Consider the following 15380-nt stretch of genomic DNA (forward strand, 5'->3'; position numbering starts at 1 on the left):
GCGTACGCGCACCAGGACCTCCCCTTCGCCCGGCTGGTGAGCGCGCTGCGGCCGGACTGCGGCCCGGGAGAGATGCCGCTCTTCCAGGTGGTGTTCGAGCTGGAGCACGCCCGCGCCAGGCAGGAGACGCTGCGGCTGCCGGCCGTGGCGCCGAGCCCGCTCGGGCGCTCGCCGAAGGACCGCCAGACGCTCCGCAGCGAGCTGCGCCTGACCATGAGCGACGACGGCACGAACGTCGGCGGCTCCCTCGTGTACCGGACGGAGCTGTTCGATTCCGCCACGATCGAGCGGATGATCGGCGACTACCTGGCCCTGCTCGAGGGCGCCGTGGCCGATCCGGACCGGCCCGTGGCGGAGCTCTTCTCGTCCGGAACCCGCGATTCGACGCCGCTTCCCGGGCCGGAGCCGACGGCGGCCGCGCTGGGGAGCGGGCCGGGCTCCACGTACACCGCGCCGTAGGCCGGCCCATCCTCCGCCGGCCGCCGAACGATGAGTCGCCCCGCCGCGGCGCGGGGCTGGTACGGCATCCGCCGCAAGGCCACGGCACTACGAGTCGGACGAGCGCGTTCTCAACCGTGCGAGCGACGGGGCACAGCCCAGTAACGAACGCACCATCAGGGGCGAGATTCGGCAGGGTGCGGCTCCCCGCGCGGCCGGACGACCACCTCGTGGCGCGCGCCGTCGTCGCGCAGGGGGATGGACCCGTCGTCCAGCAGCCGCCCGTCCATCCGCACCTCCGCCCCCGCGCGGCGCACGTCCGCCGGGCGCAGGACGGTGATGGCGTACGTCGCGGTGCCGAAGCGGTACTCGATCCCGATTTCCGGCCACGACTCCGGAACGCAGGGGTCCATGCGGAGCGTGTCGCCGCGCCGGGTGAAGCCCAGGATGCTCTCCAGCCCCACGCGGTACATCCAGCTGGCCGAGCCCGTGTACCAGGTCCATCCGCCTCGCCCCACCTGCCCCGCGGCCGTGTAGACGTCCGCCGCCACCACGTACGGCTCCACCCGGTAGCGCTCCACCGCTTCCGGCGTGCGCGCGTGGGTGAGGGGGTTCAGCATCTGGTAGAGCTCGAAGGCGCGGTCGCCCTGGCCGCGCAGCGCGGTGGCCAGCACGGCCCAGAGCGCGGCGTGCGTGTACTGCGCGCCGTTTTCCCGCACGCCGGGAAGGTAGCCCTTGATGTAGCCGGGATCGTGCGGTGTCCGGTCGAACGGCGGCGTCAGCAGCACCAGCATCCGCTCGTCCTCGCGGACCAGGTGCTCCTCCATCGACGCCATCGCCCGCGCCTGCCGCCCGGGCGCGCCGGCGCCGGAGATGACGCTCCAGCTCTGCGCGATGGAGTCGATGCGGCACTCATCGCTTTCGCGCGAGCCCAGGGGCGTGCCGTCGTCGAAGAAGGCGCGGCGGTACCAGTCCCCGTCCCACCCGTGCGCCTCGGCCGCCTGGACGTACCCGTCGGCGTGCGCGCGCAGCTCCGCCGCCGCGGCCCGGTCTCCCCGGCCGGCGGCGTGGAGGGCGAAGGCGCGCAGGGTGGCGGCGAGGAACCAGGCCAGCCACACGCTCTCTCCCCGCCCCTCCACCCCCACCCGGCTCATCCCGTCGTTCCAGTCCCCGATGCCGATCAGCGGCAGGCCGTGCGCGCCCGTGGTGCACGCACGCCGCAGCGCGCGCAGGCAGTGCTCGTACACGGAGGCGTGCTCGTCCGTCACCGCGGGAAGGTCGTACACCTCGTGCTCGTGCGGCTCCAGCGCGCGGAGCGTGAGAAACGGGACGTACTCGTCCAGCACCGCCCCGTCACCCGTCACCTTCACGTAGCCGTCCACCACGTAGGGAAGCCACGCCAGGTCGTCGGAAAAGCGGGTGCGGACGCCGCGGCCGGACTGGGGGTGCCACCAGTGCTGCACGTCGCCCTCCACGAACTGCCGTGCAGCGGCGCGCAGCAGGTGCTCCCGCGCCACCGCGGGCTCCGCGTACACGAAGGCCAGGACGTCCTGCAGCTGGTCGCGAAAGCCGTACGCCCCGCTGCTCTGGTACAGCGCGGAGCGCGCCCACATGCGGCAGGCGAGGGCCTGGTACAGCATCCAGCGGTTGACCATGGCGTCGAACGCCGGGTCCGGCGTGCGCACCGTGATCACGGACAGCCGCTCCGCCCACGCGGCCGCGGCCACGCTGGCCCGTGCGGCCGCCGCGGCCGCGGCCGGGTCGCGGTAGCGGTAGCGGAGGACGGCCTGCCGCGCCGCCGCTTCGCCCTCCGCCGCGCCGAGAAGGACGGCGATCTCGCGCGTTTCTCCCGGCGCCAGCTCCAGCAGGCACTGCAGGGCCGCGCACGGGTCATGGGCCGGAAAGAAGCTCGTCCCGCCCCGGCCGCGCCGGGCGGGCGAAGAGGGAGCGAATGCGGAGCGCGTTTATCGTCGAGCCATCATCGGACAAGAGCTTCCTTTGTATCGAGCCGCAGCGGCCGGTGCGACCTCCCGCACCGCAACCGGGCGTGCCGCGCGATCGTTGTTGACCATCTGTGCAACGTAGGATAGCCAACATTTACCACGCGGTCAACAAGAAGCTCAAATCGTTGCGTAGCAAAACGTTCGTGGCGGCCATGGTGGGGCAGACGTGGTGCCGGGAGGGCCCGCGGGCAAGACGTTCCCCGCGGTGCCGGCCGCTCGTGACCGGTGCGATACGTGCATCGCCCCGCGGTACGAGAATGCGCCTTTCACGAGCGAACTCCGCACGGGCGCTCGGCTTTCGATGATCTTTGGATGACCTCACCCGACCACCCGCCGTCGCCCACCCGGGAGCGGGACCTCTCCTTCCTGGTAGAGGCGACCCGGCTCCTGGCCGATTCGCTGGACGTGGAGACGACGCTTGCGACGGTGGCGCGCCTCTCCCTCCCGCATCTCGGCTCGTGGTGCATGGTGGACCTGATGGAGGCCGGCCACATGCGGCGGCTCGCCATCATCCACCCGGACGCTGACAAGCAGGCACTGGCGGAGCAGCTCCTGGAGGGGTGGCCGCCCCTGCGCGACGATCCGCTGGGCGTTCCGTCGGCCATGCGGACCCGGCGGAGCCAGGTCGTGTTTCCCGTGACCGACGAAATGCTCGTCGCCGCGGCGCGGTCGGCGAAGAACCTGGCCCTGCTGCGCGCGCTCGAGATCGGGTCGTTCATGACGATTCCGCTCGTGGCGCGGGGCGACGTGCTCGGCGCCATCACCTACGTCAGCCCCAATCACGGCGACTCGTTCACGCCCCGGGACCTGGTGCTCGGCGAAGACCTCGCCGCACGCGTCGCGATCGCCATCGACAACTCGCGGCTGATGCGGCACGCCGAGCGCGCCCTCGCGGCCGCCGAGCTTTCGGAAGAACGCTTCTCGCGGATCATCGGCATCGCCGCCGAAGCCATCATCTCGGTAGACGAGGCCCAGCGGGTCATCCTCTTCAACGAAGGGGCGGAGCACATCTTCGGGTACCGTGAGGGCGAGATCATGGGCCAGTCCCTCGCCGTGCTCCTGCCCGAGCGCGCCCGTGCCGTGCACGAGCAGCACGTCCGCGCGTTCGGCGAGTCACCCGAGGTCGCGCGGCGGATGGGACACCGGCACGAAATTGCCGGCCGCCGCAAGAACGGGGAGGAGTTTCCGGCCGAGGCCTCCATTTCCAAGCTGGAGGTGGGAGGTGAGCGGGTCTATACGGTGGTGCTGCGAGACACGACCGAAGCGAGGAACGCCGTGCTCGCCCAGGAGAAGCTCCTGCTCGCCGTTACACAGGCCACGGTGGCGCGGACCCGCCTGCTCCGTGGGGTGACCCACGACGTCAAGAACCCGCTGGGCGCGGCGGATGGATTCGCGCAGCTCCTGGAGCTGGAGCTGCGCGGCACGCTCCTCCCCGAGCAGGCGAAGCTCGTGGCCGGCGTCCGGCGTGGTATTCGCAGCGCCCTGGCGATCATCACCGACCTCCTGGACCTGTCGCTCGCGGAAAGCGGCGGCCTGCCGGTGCACCGGGCGCCGGTGGACCTTGCGGCGGTGGCCGGGGAGGCGCTGGACGACCATCGGGGCGTGGCCGAGGCCGCGGGGCACGTGCTTGTCTGGGAGGGTGGCGCACCGGTGCCCGTCTACACGGACCCGGTCCGGGTGCGCGAAGTGCTCGGCAACCTCCTCACCAACGCGATCAAGTACACGCCGGCTCCCGGCCGCATCACCCTCTGGATCGGAACGGATGCGGGCGGCACCCCGCCGGGCCCGGGCAGGTGGGTCGCGGCTCACGTGCGCGACACCGGCCCCGGGATTCCGCCCGAAGCGCGAGAAAGCATCTTCGGCGAATTCCACCGGCTGCATTCCGCCGCGCAGGCGAGCGGACACGGCCTGGGCCTCGCGATCAGCCGGCTGATCGCCCGCCTTCTGGACGGTGACCTCACGGTGTCGGGCGAGCCGGGTGAGGGTGCGACCTTCTCGCTCTGGCTCCCCGCCGACAACGAAAAGGGGCAGGTGGCGGCGTTCCCCGAGCCGTTGCACCCCGCAGGGGCGCCGTCCGCGTAGAGCACTTCAGCGAACGCTGCTCCGTTTCAGCAACGACTACTTGGGTAACGGTGGGTCAGCTCGATGTGCCACTCCCCAGGTGCGGTACGGAGGACAGCGAAGCCGATGTTGTATTCGCCGCCTGGGGCAACCACCCTGATAGAATCGAGGCCAGGGGCGTTTTCGGGGCCGTGCTGACTATAGAAGGAGGTCTGGTCTTCGATGTAAAGGAACTGCAGGCAGTAGGTGGTCTCCGGCGCGAGGGAGAATTTTCTGATCAGCCGCTCCCCGTCCACAGCCAACCAGGTGCCGTTAAGGCAGACCACTGGAATCCCCTTCGTCCAGCCGTTCCGGCCAAAGTTCCCCACCGCCTGCGTTTCATGCTGGCAGGCGGCGGGCATGTAGCGCTCGTAGCGGTAATAGATCCACTGCCCATCCGTGCGTACCCAATCGGAAAGCGTGCGGATCGGTGATCCGGGCGCGGGCAGTTGCCCGGCGCGGATGGGCGGCATGCGCACCGGCAAGTGGGATGGCTGCTTTCCCCGGATGACCAGAACGCCCAAGACAACCAGCAGGGCCGTCGCGATACCGGCCCAGGTCAGCCCAAACGTATGGGAAGGCTGGCCTCCGGGTACACTTCTGGGACTCGCCGCAGGCTCCGCGGCGGCCGGAATCCCGGCGACCTGCTCCTCCGCGACTTCCGGAGTGGGCGGCACCGGGCGCATCGCGTGGGCGGCAGTTTCGCGCCAGCGCTCTCCACCGCTCCAGCCGGGGCTCTTCCTCAATCCTGTTTTTGCTACCTCCAGCACCCTCCGCCAATCTCCGTGGCCCGCGGCCCACTCACACTCCGCTTCGCACAGCTGCCGGAATGCCTCCTCCACCCTCCCCCTCGTCCGCTCCACCCATCGGATGAATCCATCGGCACTGCCCCGGGCGTTGAAGCTCTCTAGGAAGGGGCCGCGGTACAGGACGATGGCGTCCGCGCGCGACTCCGGATCCGTCGTCGCGGCCAGAACCCGGAGCGCATCCATCTCTACGAGCGCGGGGTCCAGCGCGATCGTGCGGGCGCGTGGAGGGATCACTTCCAGACCGAATGCAGCGCGTAGCTCCGACAGAGCGGTGTCGATAGAGCCGGATGAGACCGAACTCCAAACCAGCCGGGTGAGCTGCTCGCGCCGGTACTCACCCGGCTCCATGATCAGATAGGCGAGCAGAGCCAAGTGCTTGCTGTTCGTGAAGATATGGGGCTCTCCACTAATCGTGAGCGCCGCTGGCGAGCCTAGGGTCACGAGCACGCAGTGTGGCCTAATCGAAGCGTTGGGTGTCCATGAGGTTTCCATGAAGGACACATGAGATCGGGTGATGTAAGGTACCTTCGGGGCCGACAAATTTAGCCGCCTCGTCCACGCTGACAATGTGGAGACAGGCCCCGCGACCACGCCGACCGCTACTCGCGGCGGCACATCTCACCCGTGACCGGAGGGATTCTCATGCGCTTCACCCCCCTGTTGAGCCGCCCACTCGCCCAGACACCCGCACGCGGCGGCGGCGCGCTTCATCGAAGGAACTCCATGCTACTGGCGCTCGCGCTGGTGGCCGTGTCCGGGTGCCGGGACACCGGGAGCCCCGCTGGCCCCGCCTCTGCCGCGGGCGCGGTCCCGCGTGCCCTGACGGCACCCGCAAAGTGCGGCCAGATGCTGCCCGGCGAGGGACTGCGCCCCGATCAGTGGGTTCGCTCGTGCAACGGCGAGGCAATGCTGGTTCTGCAGACGGACGGGAACGTGGTGGAGTACGACGGAGTGGGCGCGCTGTGGGTGGCGCCCAACACCTTGGGCCGCGGCACGAGCATCTTTCAGATGCAGCACGACGGCAACCTGGTGGCATACAACGGCGCCCTTCAACCGTTGTGGGCATCCAACACCGCAGGGAACCCCAGTGCGTGGCTCGCCATTCAGGATGACTGCGCCCTGGTCATCTATCGAGGTCCCTACCCGTATGGGAACGGCATCCTCTGGGAGATGCCCAAGCGTTGCAGGCCACCCGCGGTTTCTCCGGTCGTGGGACCCTACAGCCTGCAGTGCTCCTGGGCGACGTTCCCCACCTGGGATTTTTGCCAGCACAAGACGGGCTACCACCGCGCGGGCGGCGGCGTGGCGGGCGCCGATGACACGTACGCCTGGGACGCCAACCAGGCAAACGGAGCCGATGCGGGGAAGCCGGTGTATGCCACCGCGCCCGGCCGGGTGGTGAACTACGGCGGCAGCGTCGCGCCGGGCGGCGGATCCGGGGCGGTCCTCATCGAACACAACTCCGGCGGACGGATCTGGTGGAGCGGGTATCTGCACCTGACCGGAATCCAGGTGACCGTGAACCAGTCGGTGACCGCGGGCACCCACATCGGCTACGTTGGCAGCGTGGGCGCCACGACACCGCACCTGCACTACGTGATGTACAACGGCTCGAACACGTATGGCGGACTACGTTCCTACAACGGCCAATTCACCACCAGGCATTGAGCGGGCGCACTAGCAGCTCAGGTGCCGCCAACTGGCCGTCGTGGTCGATCAGGATGATTACCAGCAGCGCAATCGCGCACGGATCCGCGCGAAATCCGCCGTGACGCGCCCGGGTGCGGTCAGCTGCGGTCGGGCATGGGGGCGGAGGGGGGTGCGCCGGAGTCGGCTGGCGGCGTGAACTGGACGGCACCTGATTCGGCTTCAGGTGGGTCTCCCGTACGTGCTCTAAAGCCTCTTAGTTACACCACTACTTACACCATCGCGCACTTGCGCGGTGCAACACGCGAAAAGGCCCTGCAACGAAACCGTTGCAGGGCCTTTACTTACGCTAGTCGGGACGGCCGGATTTGAACCGGCGACCCCCTGAACCCCATTCAGGTGCGCTACCGGGCTGCGCCACGTCCCGAACTCCCGGCCCCGGCAGACCAAAGCCCGCCAGAGAGCAACAATCCTAACGTTTCGCCTCGGCCCCGTCAACCCCAGGCCGCCGGCATGCCCGCTCTCACCCCCGCTGCCCCTACGCCGTTCCCTGGCGCCACGACACATCAGAAACGTCAGATCCGCACCGGGCCGCGATTTGCGTCACGCGTACGAGGCCCTTGAGCGCTGTTCGAGTGTAACCCGCGCTCGTGTAGCGCTCCACGCCCGCGCACCGCCACAGCGTCCCCCGACCGGCGCAGAGCGGAAATCCACCCGAACCCTGAGTAGAGGCTACCCAATGCGAATGCCCCTTGCTCTATGCCTCGCCGCCGCGCTTTCGCTGGCAAGCGCGCCTGTCGCCGCGCAGACCGCGATCCTCCCGTCCGCAGACGCTGCGGCGGCCCCATCCGTCCCACCGGCGCCGGCCGACGCGGCTCGCGCGGCAGCTCCCGCGCCTGCGCCGCTGGGCGTGCTCCTCCGCCCGAACCCTGACTTGGCGCGGCCCAATCGCTATGAGCTCACGCGCCCGAGCGACCCGGACCGCTTGGTCTCGTTCGCCCGCCACGCCGCTCTGGGAATGGCCATCGGCGGGGTGGTGGGGTTCGCGTACGGAATGACCGAGCGCGACAACGACGCGTTCGGCCTCAGCCCGGTGATCGAGACAATCATCGGGGTGGGGGTGGGCGGGTTCGCGGGCACGGGGCTGTTCCTGGTAAAGGACCTCCGCTAGCCACACCGGCGAGTCGTCAACCCCGGCCCGGCTCGGGCACCGGGCCGAAGTTCGCGCGCGGCCCGTCCGGGCGGGCGGGGGCGGGCTGGCCGGCGCCCACCGCGTCCATCCGCAGCCAGTCGAACAACACCCGCTTCTGCTCGGGGGTGGCGGTGGGCGACGGGCGCAGCAGCAGCTGCTGTGGGGGCCCGATCACCACCGGAAGGGACAGCGTCAGCAGCTCGTCGCGCCGAAAGACGGTCAGCGGCAGTCGGGTGCCCTCGGGCGCCTCCAGCAGCCGTGCGGTCAGCGCATCCGGCGCGGCGATGCGAAATCCGTCCAGCGCCACCAGCTCGTCGCCGGCGTTCACCCCCGCGGACCACCCCGCGCTCCCCGCCTGCACGTTCGAGACGACCGTGCGGCCGCCCTCGGCCTTCAGCTGCAGCCCGGTCCGCGGCTCCCGCGGCACGGGGGCGGCACCCGGCGCGTCGGGGTGGCCGCCGGGCGCAATGCCCCGCTCCCGCGCCTCCCGCGGGCTCATCAGCACCAGCCCGGCGGTGTTCAGCAAACCCGTGTAGTCCAGCTCCTGCGTGCTCCGCAGCCACACGTCGAACCGTTCCGACAGGTCCGCCCCAGCCACCTCGGCCGCGACGGCCTCCACCGTGCCCTCGGGAAACCCCACGTCGCGCGCGCCCCAGCGCTCCCACAGCAGGCGCAGCACGTCGTCCAGCGAGCGTGCGTTGCCGGTGCGCGCCCGGATCTCCATGTCCAGCAGCAGGGCCACCAGCGCGCCCTTCTGGTAGTAGGAGATGGTGGCATTGGGCGTGTTGGCGTCCGGCCGGTAGAACTTGATCCAGGTGTCGAACGACGAATCTTCCAGCGACTGCACCGCGCGCCCGGGAAGCTGCGCGAAGCGGGTGATCTGCTCCGCCAGCTTGTCCAGGTACCGCAGGGGCGGGATCAGCCCCGCGCGGCGTAGCACCAGGTCGGTGTAGTAGGTGGTGAACCCCTCCACCACCCACAGCTCGCGCGTGTACGCCTCGCGGGTGTAGTCGAACGGCCCCAGCACCGCCGGGCGCAGCCGCTTGCCGTTCCACGCGTGAAAGAGCTCGTGCGCCACCAGCCCCAGCACGCCCTCGTACGCCTGTCCGCGAAAGCTCCAGCGGTCCACCAGCAGCGAGGTGCTGTTGCGGTGCTCCAGCCCGCCGCCGCCGCTGGCCAGGTGAAGGATGAAGGTGAAGTGCGGATACGGCACTCCGCCGCCGAAGAGCTCGCGCTCGGCCAGCACGATGCGCGTGGTGTCGGCCGCCAGGCGCCGCGGGTCGGCGTTGCCGCGGCCCCACACCGCGTACCGGTGCGGCACCCCGTCCACGCCCCACTCCACCAGCGCGTGCGTGCCGATCTCCATCGGCGAATCCACCAGCTCGTTGTAGCCAGCCGCGCGGAACACGTTCTCGCCCGCCTCCTCCAGGGCCGTCGTCACCCGCCACCCCGCGGGCGGCTCCACGGCCACCTCGACGGGCTCGTCCTGGCGCCCCTCGACGTACAAGAAGACGCTGGCGCCGTTCACGTACGCGTGGGAGGCGTCGACGTGGCTGGTGCGCACCGTCAGCTCGTCGGCGTTCACCACCCAGCGGGCGCGCAGCACGCCGTCCGGGGGAGCGTCCACCAGCCAGGTGTTCTTGTCGGTCTTGCGGAAGGGCAGGGGCCGCCACGCGCCGTCGGCGGCCTCCATCTGCATGACGTTGCGCGGAAACTCGCGCATCAGGTAGCTGCCGGGGGTCCACGAGGGCATCACCAGCCGCGCCGGGCCGTGCACCCCCTCGGCCGTCATCTCCACGCCCAGCAGGTGCGTGTGGGGCTCCGGAATGCGGAGCTTGTACCGGATGGGGCCCACGGCTACCGCCGGCCGCGGCGCCAGGCCAGCACGGCCGCGATCCCCGCCACCACGCCGGCGCCCAGCGCCACGGGCTTGGCCAGGCTCTTCCCGCCGGCGCGCGCCTCCTTCACCACGCTCCCCGCCATGAACAGCACGTTGGCGGGGCGCTCGGCCAGGCGGCGCATCAGGTACGGATACCACGAGTCGCCGAAGGGTACGTACACGCGCACGTTGTACCCCTCTTCGCGCAGCTGCGTCTGCAGGTCGCGGCGCACGCCGTACAGCATCTGGAACTCGAACGATTCCTTGGCGATGCCGCGCTCCCAGACGAAGCGGCGGGTGGCGTCGATGATGGCGTCGTCGTGGGTGGCGATGGCCGGGTAGTGCCCCGCCTCCAGCAGGCGCTTCATCTCCTCGACGTACATGCGGTCGGTGTCGGCCTTGTCGGGAAAGGCCACCGAGTCCGGCTCCTGGTAGGCGCCCTTCACCAGCCTCACCCGCGAGCCCAGTCTGATCAGCCGCTCCACGTCGTCGGCCGTGCGGCGCAGCATGGACTGCAGCACCGTGCCCACGTTGCGGAACCCGTCAGCCCACAAGCCTTCTACCAGGGCGATGGTGCGCTCGGTGTAGGCGCTGCTCTCCATGTCCATCCGCACGAAGATCTCGCCCTCTCCGTTGCCCAGCTCGCGGGCGCGGGAAAGGACGCGCTCCACGTTGCGGCGGCAGAACGCTTCGTCGATGTCCAGCCCCAGCTGCGTGGGCTTGATGGAGAGGTTGGCGTTCAGCCCCTCGCGCGTGATGGACTCCAGGATGTGGACAGCCATGTCGGCGGCCTTCTCCGCCTCGGCGCGGTCGGCCACGGACTCGCCCAGGAAGTCCAGCGACACGCTCAGCCCGGCCTGGTTCAGGGCGCGGGCGGCGTCCAGCGCCTCCTGCAGCGTGTCGCCGGCCACGAAGCGCGCGGCGAAGCCGCGGGACAGGGGGGCGCGGGTGATGATGCGCTTGGCCGTGGGGCTCTCGCTAAGGCGCAGCAGGCTCGTCTTGAGCATCGAAAACTCGGGGTGATGCGGATCGGTGTGGCGCCGGCCGTCAGGCGTGGTCGTCGGCGCGCTTGCGTGCGATGGTCTCATCCAGCACGGCCCGGGCCTGCGCGAGCGGCAGGGCCTCCAGCAGGCTTCGGGCCTCGTCCGCGGTGGCGGCGTGCACCAGGTCGCCCGTCTCCAGGTGGCCCATGATGGCGGTGCCGGTCTGCGCCCAGCGGATGAACACCAGGTAGCCCGCGAACCCGCCGTCCGCCGGCTCCGTTTCCAGCCCGACGGTGTAGGGCTCGCCGTCCATCCCCTCGAACGCGGCGGAGCGCCCGTAGATGGCCATGTAGCCGCCGAGGGTGCTTTCGTCCGCGTCCTCCGGCGGCAGCGGGTTCAGGCGGTCTTCCGCGTTGGCGTACTTCATGGGGGCGCAAACTAAGCGGGGGACGGATGGCGCGACAGGGCGGGGCGCCGCCGTCCGTTGCCGCCCTCCCAACGTGCTCCTACCTTCCGCGCCCCATCCAAGCACTCGTCCCCCGTCCCCCCCTGATGATGCAGATGCGCGCGGCCATCTTTCACGACAACGGCGGCCCCGAGGTGGTCCGCATCGAGAAGGTCGATCGCCCGTCCCCCGGCCCCGGCCAGGTGCTGGTGGAGGTGCGCGCGGCGGCGCTGAACCACCTGGACCTGTGGGTGCGGCGCGGCATTCCCATCGAAACCACCATGCCGCACGTGGGCGGTTCCGACGTCGCCGGGGTGATCGTCGAGGCTGGCGACGGGGTGGATGCGGGGCGGATGGGCGAGCGGGTGGTGATCAATCCCTCGCTCTGGTGCGGCCAGTGCCGCGACTGCGCGCGCGGGGAGCACTCCATGTGCGAACGATACCGCATCTGGGGCGAGCACACGGACGGGGGATTCACGGAATTCGTCGCCGTGGATGCGGACCACGCGTACCGCATTCCCGACGACCTCTCCTTCGAGGCGGCCGCCGCGCTCCCCATCTCGTACCAGACGGCGTGGCGCGCCCTCGTCTCCCGCGCGCGCCTGAAGCCGGGCGAGGACGTGCTGGTGATCGGCGCATCCGGCGGCACCGCTATAGCCGCCGTACAGGTCGCGCGGATGATGGGGGCGCGCGTTTTCGCGGTGACGAGTGGGGTGGATAAGGTGTCGCGCCTCCGGGAACTAGGGGCGGACTTCGTCTACGACCGGCTGGAGGTGGACTGGGCGAAGGCGGTGTACAAGGACACGGCCAAGCGCGGCGTGGACGTCGTGGTCGAGAACGTCGGCGCGGCCACCTGGGCCGGGTCGGTGCGTTCCCTGGCGCGCGGCGGGCGGCTGGTGACGTACGGGGGCACGGCGGGTCCGAAGGTGGAGCTGGACGTGCGGTCGGTGTTCTGGAAGCAGATCGAGGTGATCGGGACCACGATGGCGTCGCGCTCGGAGTTCGAGGACATGCTGCGCGCGGTGTTCGCCGGACGCATTCGCCCGGTGATCGACAGTGTGATGCCGCTGGATCAGGCACGCGAGGCGCACGAGCGCCTAGAAGCCGGCGGCCAGTTCGGAAAGATCATCCTCGTCCCATAGCCGCGCCGGGTGATCGCGGACGGGCGACGTCAAGGAGGGGAGCCATCCGATGACTCCGCGGATGTCATCCTGAAGGAGCGGCCAAGCGCAACCTGACGCTGCGCAACAACTTGCAGCGACTGAAGGATCCGCCACACACCACGCGTGACGCTCCAGCTTCGCGGATGCACGCAGACTGTTTCTTCTGTCCGTGGAACGAGCCCGGAACTGCCCGGCAATTCGAAGAGAGAGAACGGCGGCTCCTGTCGCTTTCCGCGTTTCCAGCGGCGGGTTCACCCGCTCACGAAGTTGCGGCGCAGGCTCAAGTTCGCGTGCGCTTCGAGGACTGTGTGGCGGATCCCTCAGTCGCTGCAAAGTGTGGTGTTGCCGCGATTTGCGCGTGGCCGCTCCATCGGGATGACAACGATAGGCACGACGCGTTTAATGACGTGTGTCCACGCGCCGAAAGGTGAAGTGTACCCCCTCTCCCACGCTGTTTGTGGGAGAGGGTGGCGCGCGTTTCAGCGCGGCCGGGTGAGGGCCCCCGCGGAGCCGAGGCCTCGGCGACAGTGCCCGCTGCCGCGCCCGGGCTGAAAGGCATCCGCGGCAAGATCCTTCGGCCCGCGAGGGATGGTGTGGAGGGTGAGTACGGCGCGCCTGGGCCTCAGGATGACAAGCTGTTGCGCGTCAAGGGTTTATAGGAGCACTCAACTGAAGTGACGCGTGTCAGCGCCGCCCGGTGAGGGCCCAACGAAGAGCGGCGCCGTCCGGGTGGACGGCGCCGCTCCTTGGTACGCGGACGATGGAGGCTCAGCCTTCGGCCACGCGCGTCACGTTGTTGGCGCGCGGACCCTTCGGATCCTCCTGGATGTCGTACTCCACCCGGTCGCCCCGCTTCAGGGATTTGAACCCCTCCATCTGGATCGACGAGTGGTGGACGAACACGTCCTTTCCGCCATCGTCTGGACGAATGAAGCCGAACCCCTTGTCGTCCTTGAAGAACTCGACCACCCCAGTCTGTCGCGACATCAGTCCCCTCTCCGCTACGACGGAATCCGGTCCCACGCCGGGCACGCCGCCTTCCGTCGCGCGCCGCCCCCGGACTGATTTCGCCACCTCTCGTGCAAGAGGCGGGCCGTTCGTGGATTCAAACGTTTGCCGAATCTCGGGCTGGACGCGGGGCCGCCGTGAGCTCCAGCACGGCCACCTCGGGGCGGCAGAGAAAGCGCAATGTAAGGCCCACCGTGCCCACCCCGCGCGAGGTGTACACCTGCGTCCACGGGCGGCGCCGCAGGCCCTCTTCGTACAATTCGTCGAATTCCGCCGGGTTCCTCACCGCGCCCACGAACGGAAGCCGCACCTGGCCGCCGTGCGTGTGCCCGCTCACGATCAGGTCCACCGCGTCGTACGCGCGGCGGGCGTGCTCCGCCTGGTCGGGGTTGTGCGCCAGCAGCAGGGTGAAGTCGCGGTCCTCCGGCGGGGGGAGCGTCCGCAGCGAGGGCTGCCCCTCGCGATAGTCGTCCACCCCGGCCACGCACAGGGTGGCCGAGCCCACCCGCCGCAACTCCGAGGCGTTGGTCAGGTTGCGGATCACCGGGTGCCCCTCCAGCTCCGCGTGCCAGCGGTCGATCCCCACCGTGTGGTCGTGGTTTCCGGGCACCGCCCACACCCCGTGCGGGGCCGAAAGCCCGGACATCGCGTCCAGCACGGGCCGAAAGCTCTTGGCCTTGTCGTGCGCGAAGTCGCCCGTGAGCGCCACCAGGTGCGGGCGCTCGGCCATGGCCAGCCGGCACGCGCGGCGGATCAGCCACAGGGGCGTTCCGCCGCCGGCGTGCATGTCCGTCAACAGGGCGATGCGAAACCCCTCCAGGTCCGGGTGCAGCCCGCGCACGTGAATCCGGGGCCGCGTCACCTGCAGCCACAGCGGCTCCACCGCCACGGCGTACGCCCCAACCGCCGCCCCCGCGCCCACCGCCGCCCCCATCCACCGCGCCACCGTGTTCTTGCTCGTCATTCGGCGGCGGGGAGGCAAGCAGCGGACCAGCGGGGGCGCGGGCGGCGGTGGCAGGGTGCCCGAGCGGGTAGCTCATGGCAAGGATGGCCTGCTTCCCACGAAAGTCGATGGCGCGCCTCGGCTTATGCTTCACGACGCCGGGCGCGCGGAAACACCGCCGATCGCACGGATGACACTTCGGGATGGCGCGGGCCGAGGGATACGACCACGTTACTGCACCATGGCCGATTTCCGCAGACGCAGGATCCCTCTCACCCCCCGGAGCGACATCATGCGCATTCCCGCGACATGCGTTCTCACCCTGGCATTCTGTGCCGCCGCATGTGGCCCCCGCGACGCCGGGGGCGGCGCCGCACGCGCGGACTCGGCCGGCGCAGGGGTGGACTCGGCCGGCGCAGGGGCGGACTCGGCCGGCGCAGGAGCGGACTCGGCTGTCGTCGTCCGCGAGCTGACGCTGGGCGACCGTGGGTGCTACCTGCAGGTGGAGGCGGGCGGGGTGCGCCGAGAGGAGATCGGGGCAATGGAGCTGTGCGAGCGCGCCGACCTCGTGGGCCGAACGGTGCGCCTGGGCCGGGCCCCGGCGGCGGTGCTCGCCATGTCGTGCCAGGGCGACCCGGAATGCGCCGAGAGCGACACGGTGATGCTGGTGCACCGGGTGGAGGTCGTGCCCTGACGGGGCGGCCACGCGCGCTCGGCCTGGCTCGGGAGGGCGGCACCGAGCATGCCTGCAGGTCGGTCATCCGGCGCGC

At 70.2% G+C, this 15380-nt stretch carries 13 protein-coding genes and 1 tRNA gene; 6 read left to right on the forward strand and 8 right to left on the reverse strand.

The annotated features are described in order from the left end of the window. On the forward strand, positions 1-459 hold a 459-nt coding region (locus tag VF632_RS12470; RefSeq protein WP_331023225.1), incomplete at its 5' end, for a condensation domain-containing protein. 155 nt (positions 460-614) lie between these two features. On the opposite strand, the gene VF632_RS12475 is transcribed toward VF632_RS12470, so the two are convergent. Continuing rightward, positions 615-2165, reverse strand: a complete 1551-nt coding sequence (locus VF632_RS12475; RefSeq protein WP_331023226.1) for a GH36-type glycosyl hydrolase domain-containing protein — start codon at positions 2163-2165, stop codon at positions 615-617. A 588-nt stretch (positions 2166-2753) separates the two neighbouring features. On the opposite strand from VF632_RS12475, the gene VF632_RS12480 reads away from it, so the two are divergent. After that, the gene (locus VF632_RS12480; protein WP_331023227.1) at positions 2754-4523 is read left to right on the forward strand and encodes an ATP-binding protein; all 1770 of its coding nucleotides are present in this window, start codon (positions 2754-2756) and stop codon (positions 4521-4523) included. A 26-nt stretch (positions 4524-4549) separates the two neighbouring features. Here the strand turns inward: VF632_RS12480 and VF632_RS12485 are convergent, their stop codons facing one another. Continuing rightward, the gene (locus VF632_RS12485; RefSeq protein ID WP_331023228.1) at positions 4550-5722 is read right to left on the reverse strand and encodes a hypothetical protein; all 1173 of its coding nucleotides are present in this window, start codon (positions 5720-5722) and stop codon (positions 4550-4552) included. A gap of 351 nt (positions 5723-6073) precedes the next feature. On the opposite strand from VF632_RS12485, the gene VF632_RS12490 reads away from it, so the two are divergent. Beyond that, positions 6074-7018, forward strand: a complete 945-nt coding sequence (locus VF632_RS12490) for a peptidoglycan DD-metalloendopeptidase family protein (RefSeq protein ID WP_331023229.1) — start codon at positions 6074-6076, stop codon at positions 7016-7018. 332 nt (positions 7019-7350) lie between these two features. Here the strand turns inward: VF632_RS12490 and VF632_RS12495 are convergent. Further along, positions 7351-7424, reverse strand: a tRNA-Pro gene (locus VF632_RS12495). Positions 7425-7931: 507 nt separating this feature from the next. Here VF632_RS12495 and VF632_RS12500 point away from each other — a divergent pair. Beyond that, complete coding sequence (locus tag VF632_RS12500; protein WP_331023230.1) at positions 7932-8168, forward strand: hypothetical protein; 237 nt, start codon at positions 7932-7934, stop codon at positions 8166-8168. Positions 8169-8184: 16 nt separating this feature from the next. Here VF632_RS12500 and VF632_RS12505 read toward each other — a convergent pair whose 3' ends face one another. From VF632_RS12505 to VF632_RS12515, 3 genes are read right to left on the reverse strand one after another with little or no spacing between them, the layout of a single operon-like run. Then, a complete protein-coding gene (locus VF632_RS12505) occupies positions 8185-10044 on the reverse strand; it encodes a M61 family metallopeptidase (protein WP_331023231.1) in 1860 nt (619 codons plus the stop codon). 2 nt (positions 10045-10046) lie between these two features. After that, positions 10047-11075: a proline dehydrogenase family protein gene (locus VF632_RS12510; RefSeq protein ID WP_331023232.1), complete on the reverse strand. Its 1029-nt coding sequence runs from the start codon at positions 11073-11075 to the stop codon at positions 10047-10049. Between the two features lie 40 nt (positions 11076-11115). After that, entirely contained in the window at positions 11116-11478 is a 363-nt protein-coding gene (locus tag VF632_RS12515; protein ID WP_331023233.1) for a hypothetical protein, read from the reverse strand. Between the two features lie 125 nt (positions 11479-11603). Here VF632_RS12515 and VF632_RS12520 point away from each other — a divergent pair, with 125 nt between their 5' ends. Then, positions 11604-12638, forward strand: a complete 1035-nt coding sequence (locus VF632_RS12520) for a zinc-binding dehydrogenase (protein ID WP_331023234.1) — start codon at positions 11604-11606, stop codon at positions 12636-12638. Positions 12639-13427: 789 nt separating this feature from the next. Here VF632_RS12520 and VF632_RS12525 read toward each other — a convergent pair. Beyond that, positions 13428-13646, reverse strand: a complete 219-nt coding sequence (locus VF632_RS12525) for a cold shock domain-containing protein (protein ID WP_331023235.1) — start codon at positions 13644-13646, stop codon at positions 13428-13430. 118 nt (positions 13647-13764) lie between these two features. Further along, positions 13765-14631, reverse strand: coding sequence for a metallophosphoesterase (locus VF632_RS12530; RefSeq protein ID WP_331023236.1), 867 nt, complete (start codon positions 14629-14631; stop codon positions 13765-13767). A 271-nt stretch (positions 14632-14902) separates the two neighbouring features. On the opposite strand from VF632_RS12530, the gene VF632_RS12535 reads away from it, so the two are divergent. Further along, positions 14903-15304 (forward strand): hypothetical protein, encoded by a 402-nt coding sequence (locus tag VF632_RS12535; RefSeq protein ID WP_331023237.1) that lies wholly within the window; start codon positions 14903-14905, stop codon positions 15302-15304. The last annotated feature ends 76 nt before the right edge of the window (positions 15305-15380 follow it).

The organism is Longimicrobium sp. (genome assembly GCF_036388275.1).
GTDB lineage: Bacteria > Gemmatimonadota > Gemmatimonadetes > Longimicrobiales > Longimicrobiaceae > Longimicrobium.

Coding starts and splice junctions, on each gene's coding strand:
- VF632_RS12480 (WP_331023227.1), top strand. CDS start 2,754: ATGACCTCACCCGACCACCCGCCGTCGCCCACCCGGGAGCGGGACCTC.
- VF632_RS12490 (WP_331023229.1), top strand. CDS start 6,074: ATGCTACTGGCGCTCGCGCTGGTGGCCGTGTCCGGGTGCCGGGACACC.
- VF632_RS12510 (WP_331023232.1), bottom strand. CDS start 11,075: ATGCTCAAGACGAGCCTGCTGCGCCTTAGCGAGAGCCCCACGGCCAAG.
- VF632_RS12515 (WP_331023233.1), bottom strand. CDS start 11,478: ATGAAGTACGCCAACGCGGAAGACCGCCTGAACCCGCTGCCGCCGGAG.
- VF632_RS12520 (WP_331023234.1), top strand. CDS start 11,604: ATGATGCAGATGCGCGCGGCCATCTTTCACGACAACGGCGGCCCCGAG.
- VF632_RS12525 (WP_331023235.1), bottom strand. CDS start 13,646: ATGTCGCGACAGACTGGGGTGGTCGAGTTCTTCAAGGACGACAAGGGG.
- VF632_RS12530 (WP_331023236.1), bottom strand. CDS start 14,631: ATGACGAGCAAGAACACGGTGGCGCGGTGGATGGGGGCGGCGGTGGGC.
- VF632_RS12535 (WP_331023237.1), top strand. CDS start 14,903: ATGCGCATTCCCGCGACATGCGTTCTCACCCTGGCATTCTGTGCCGCC.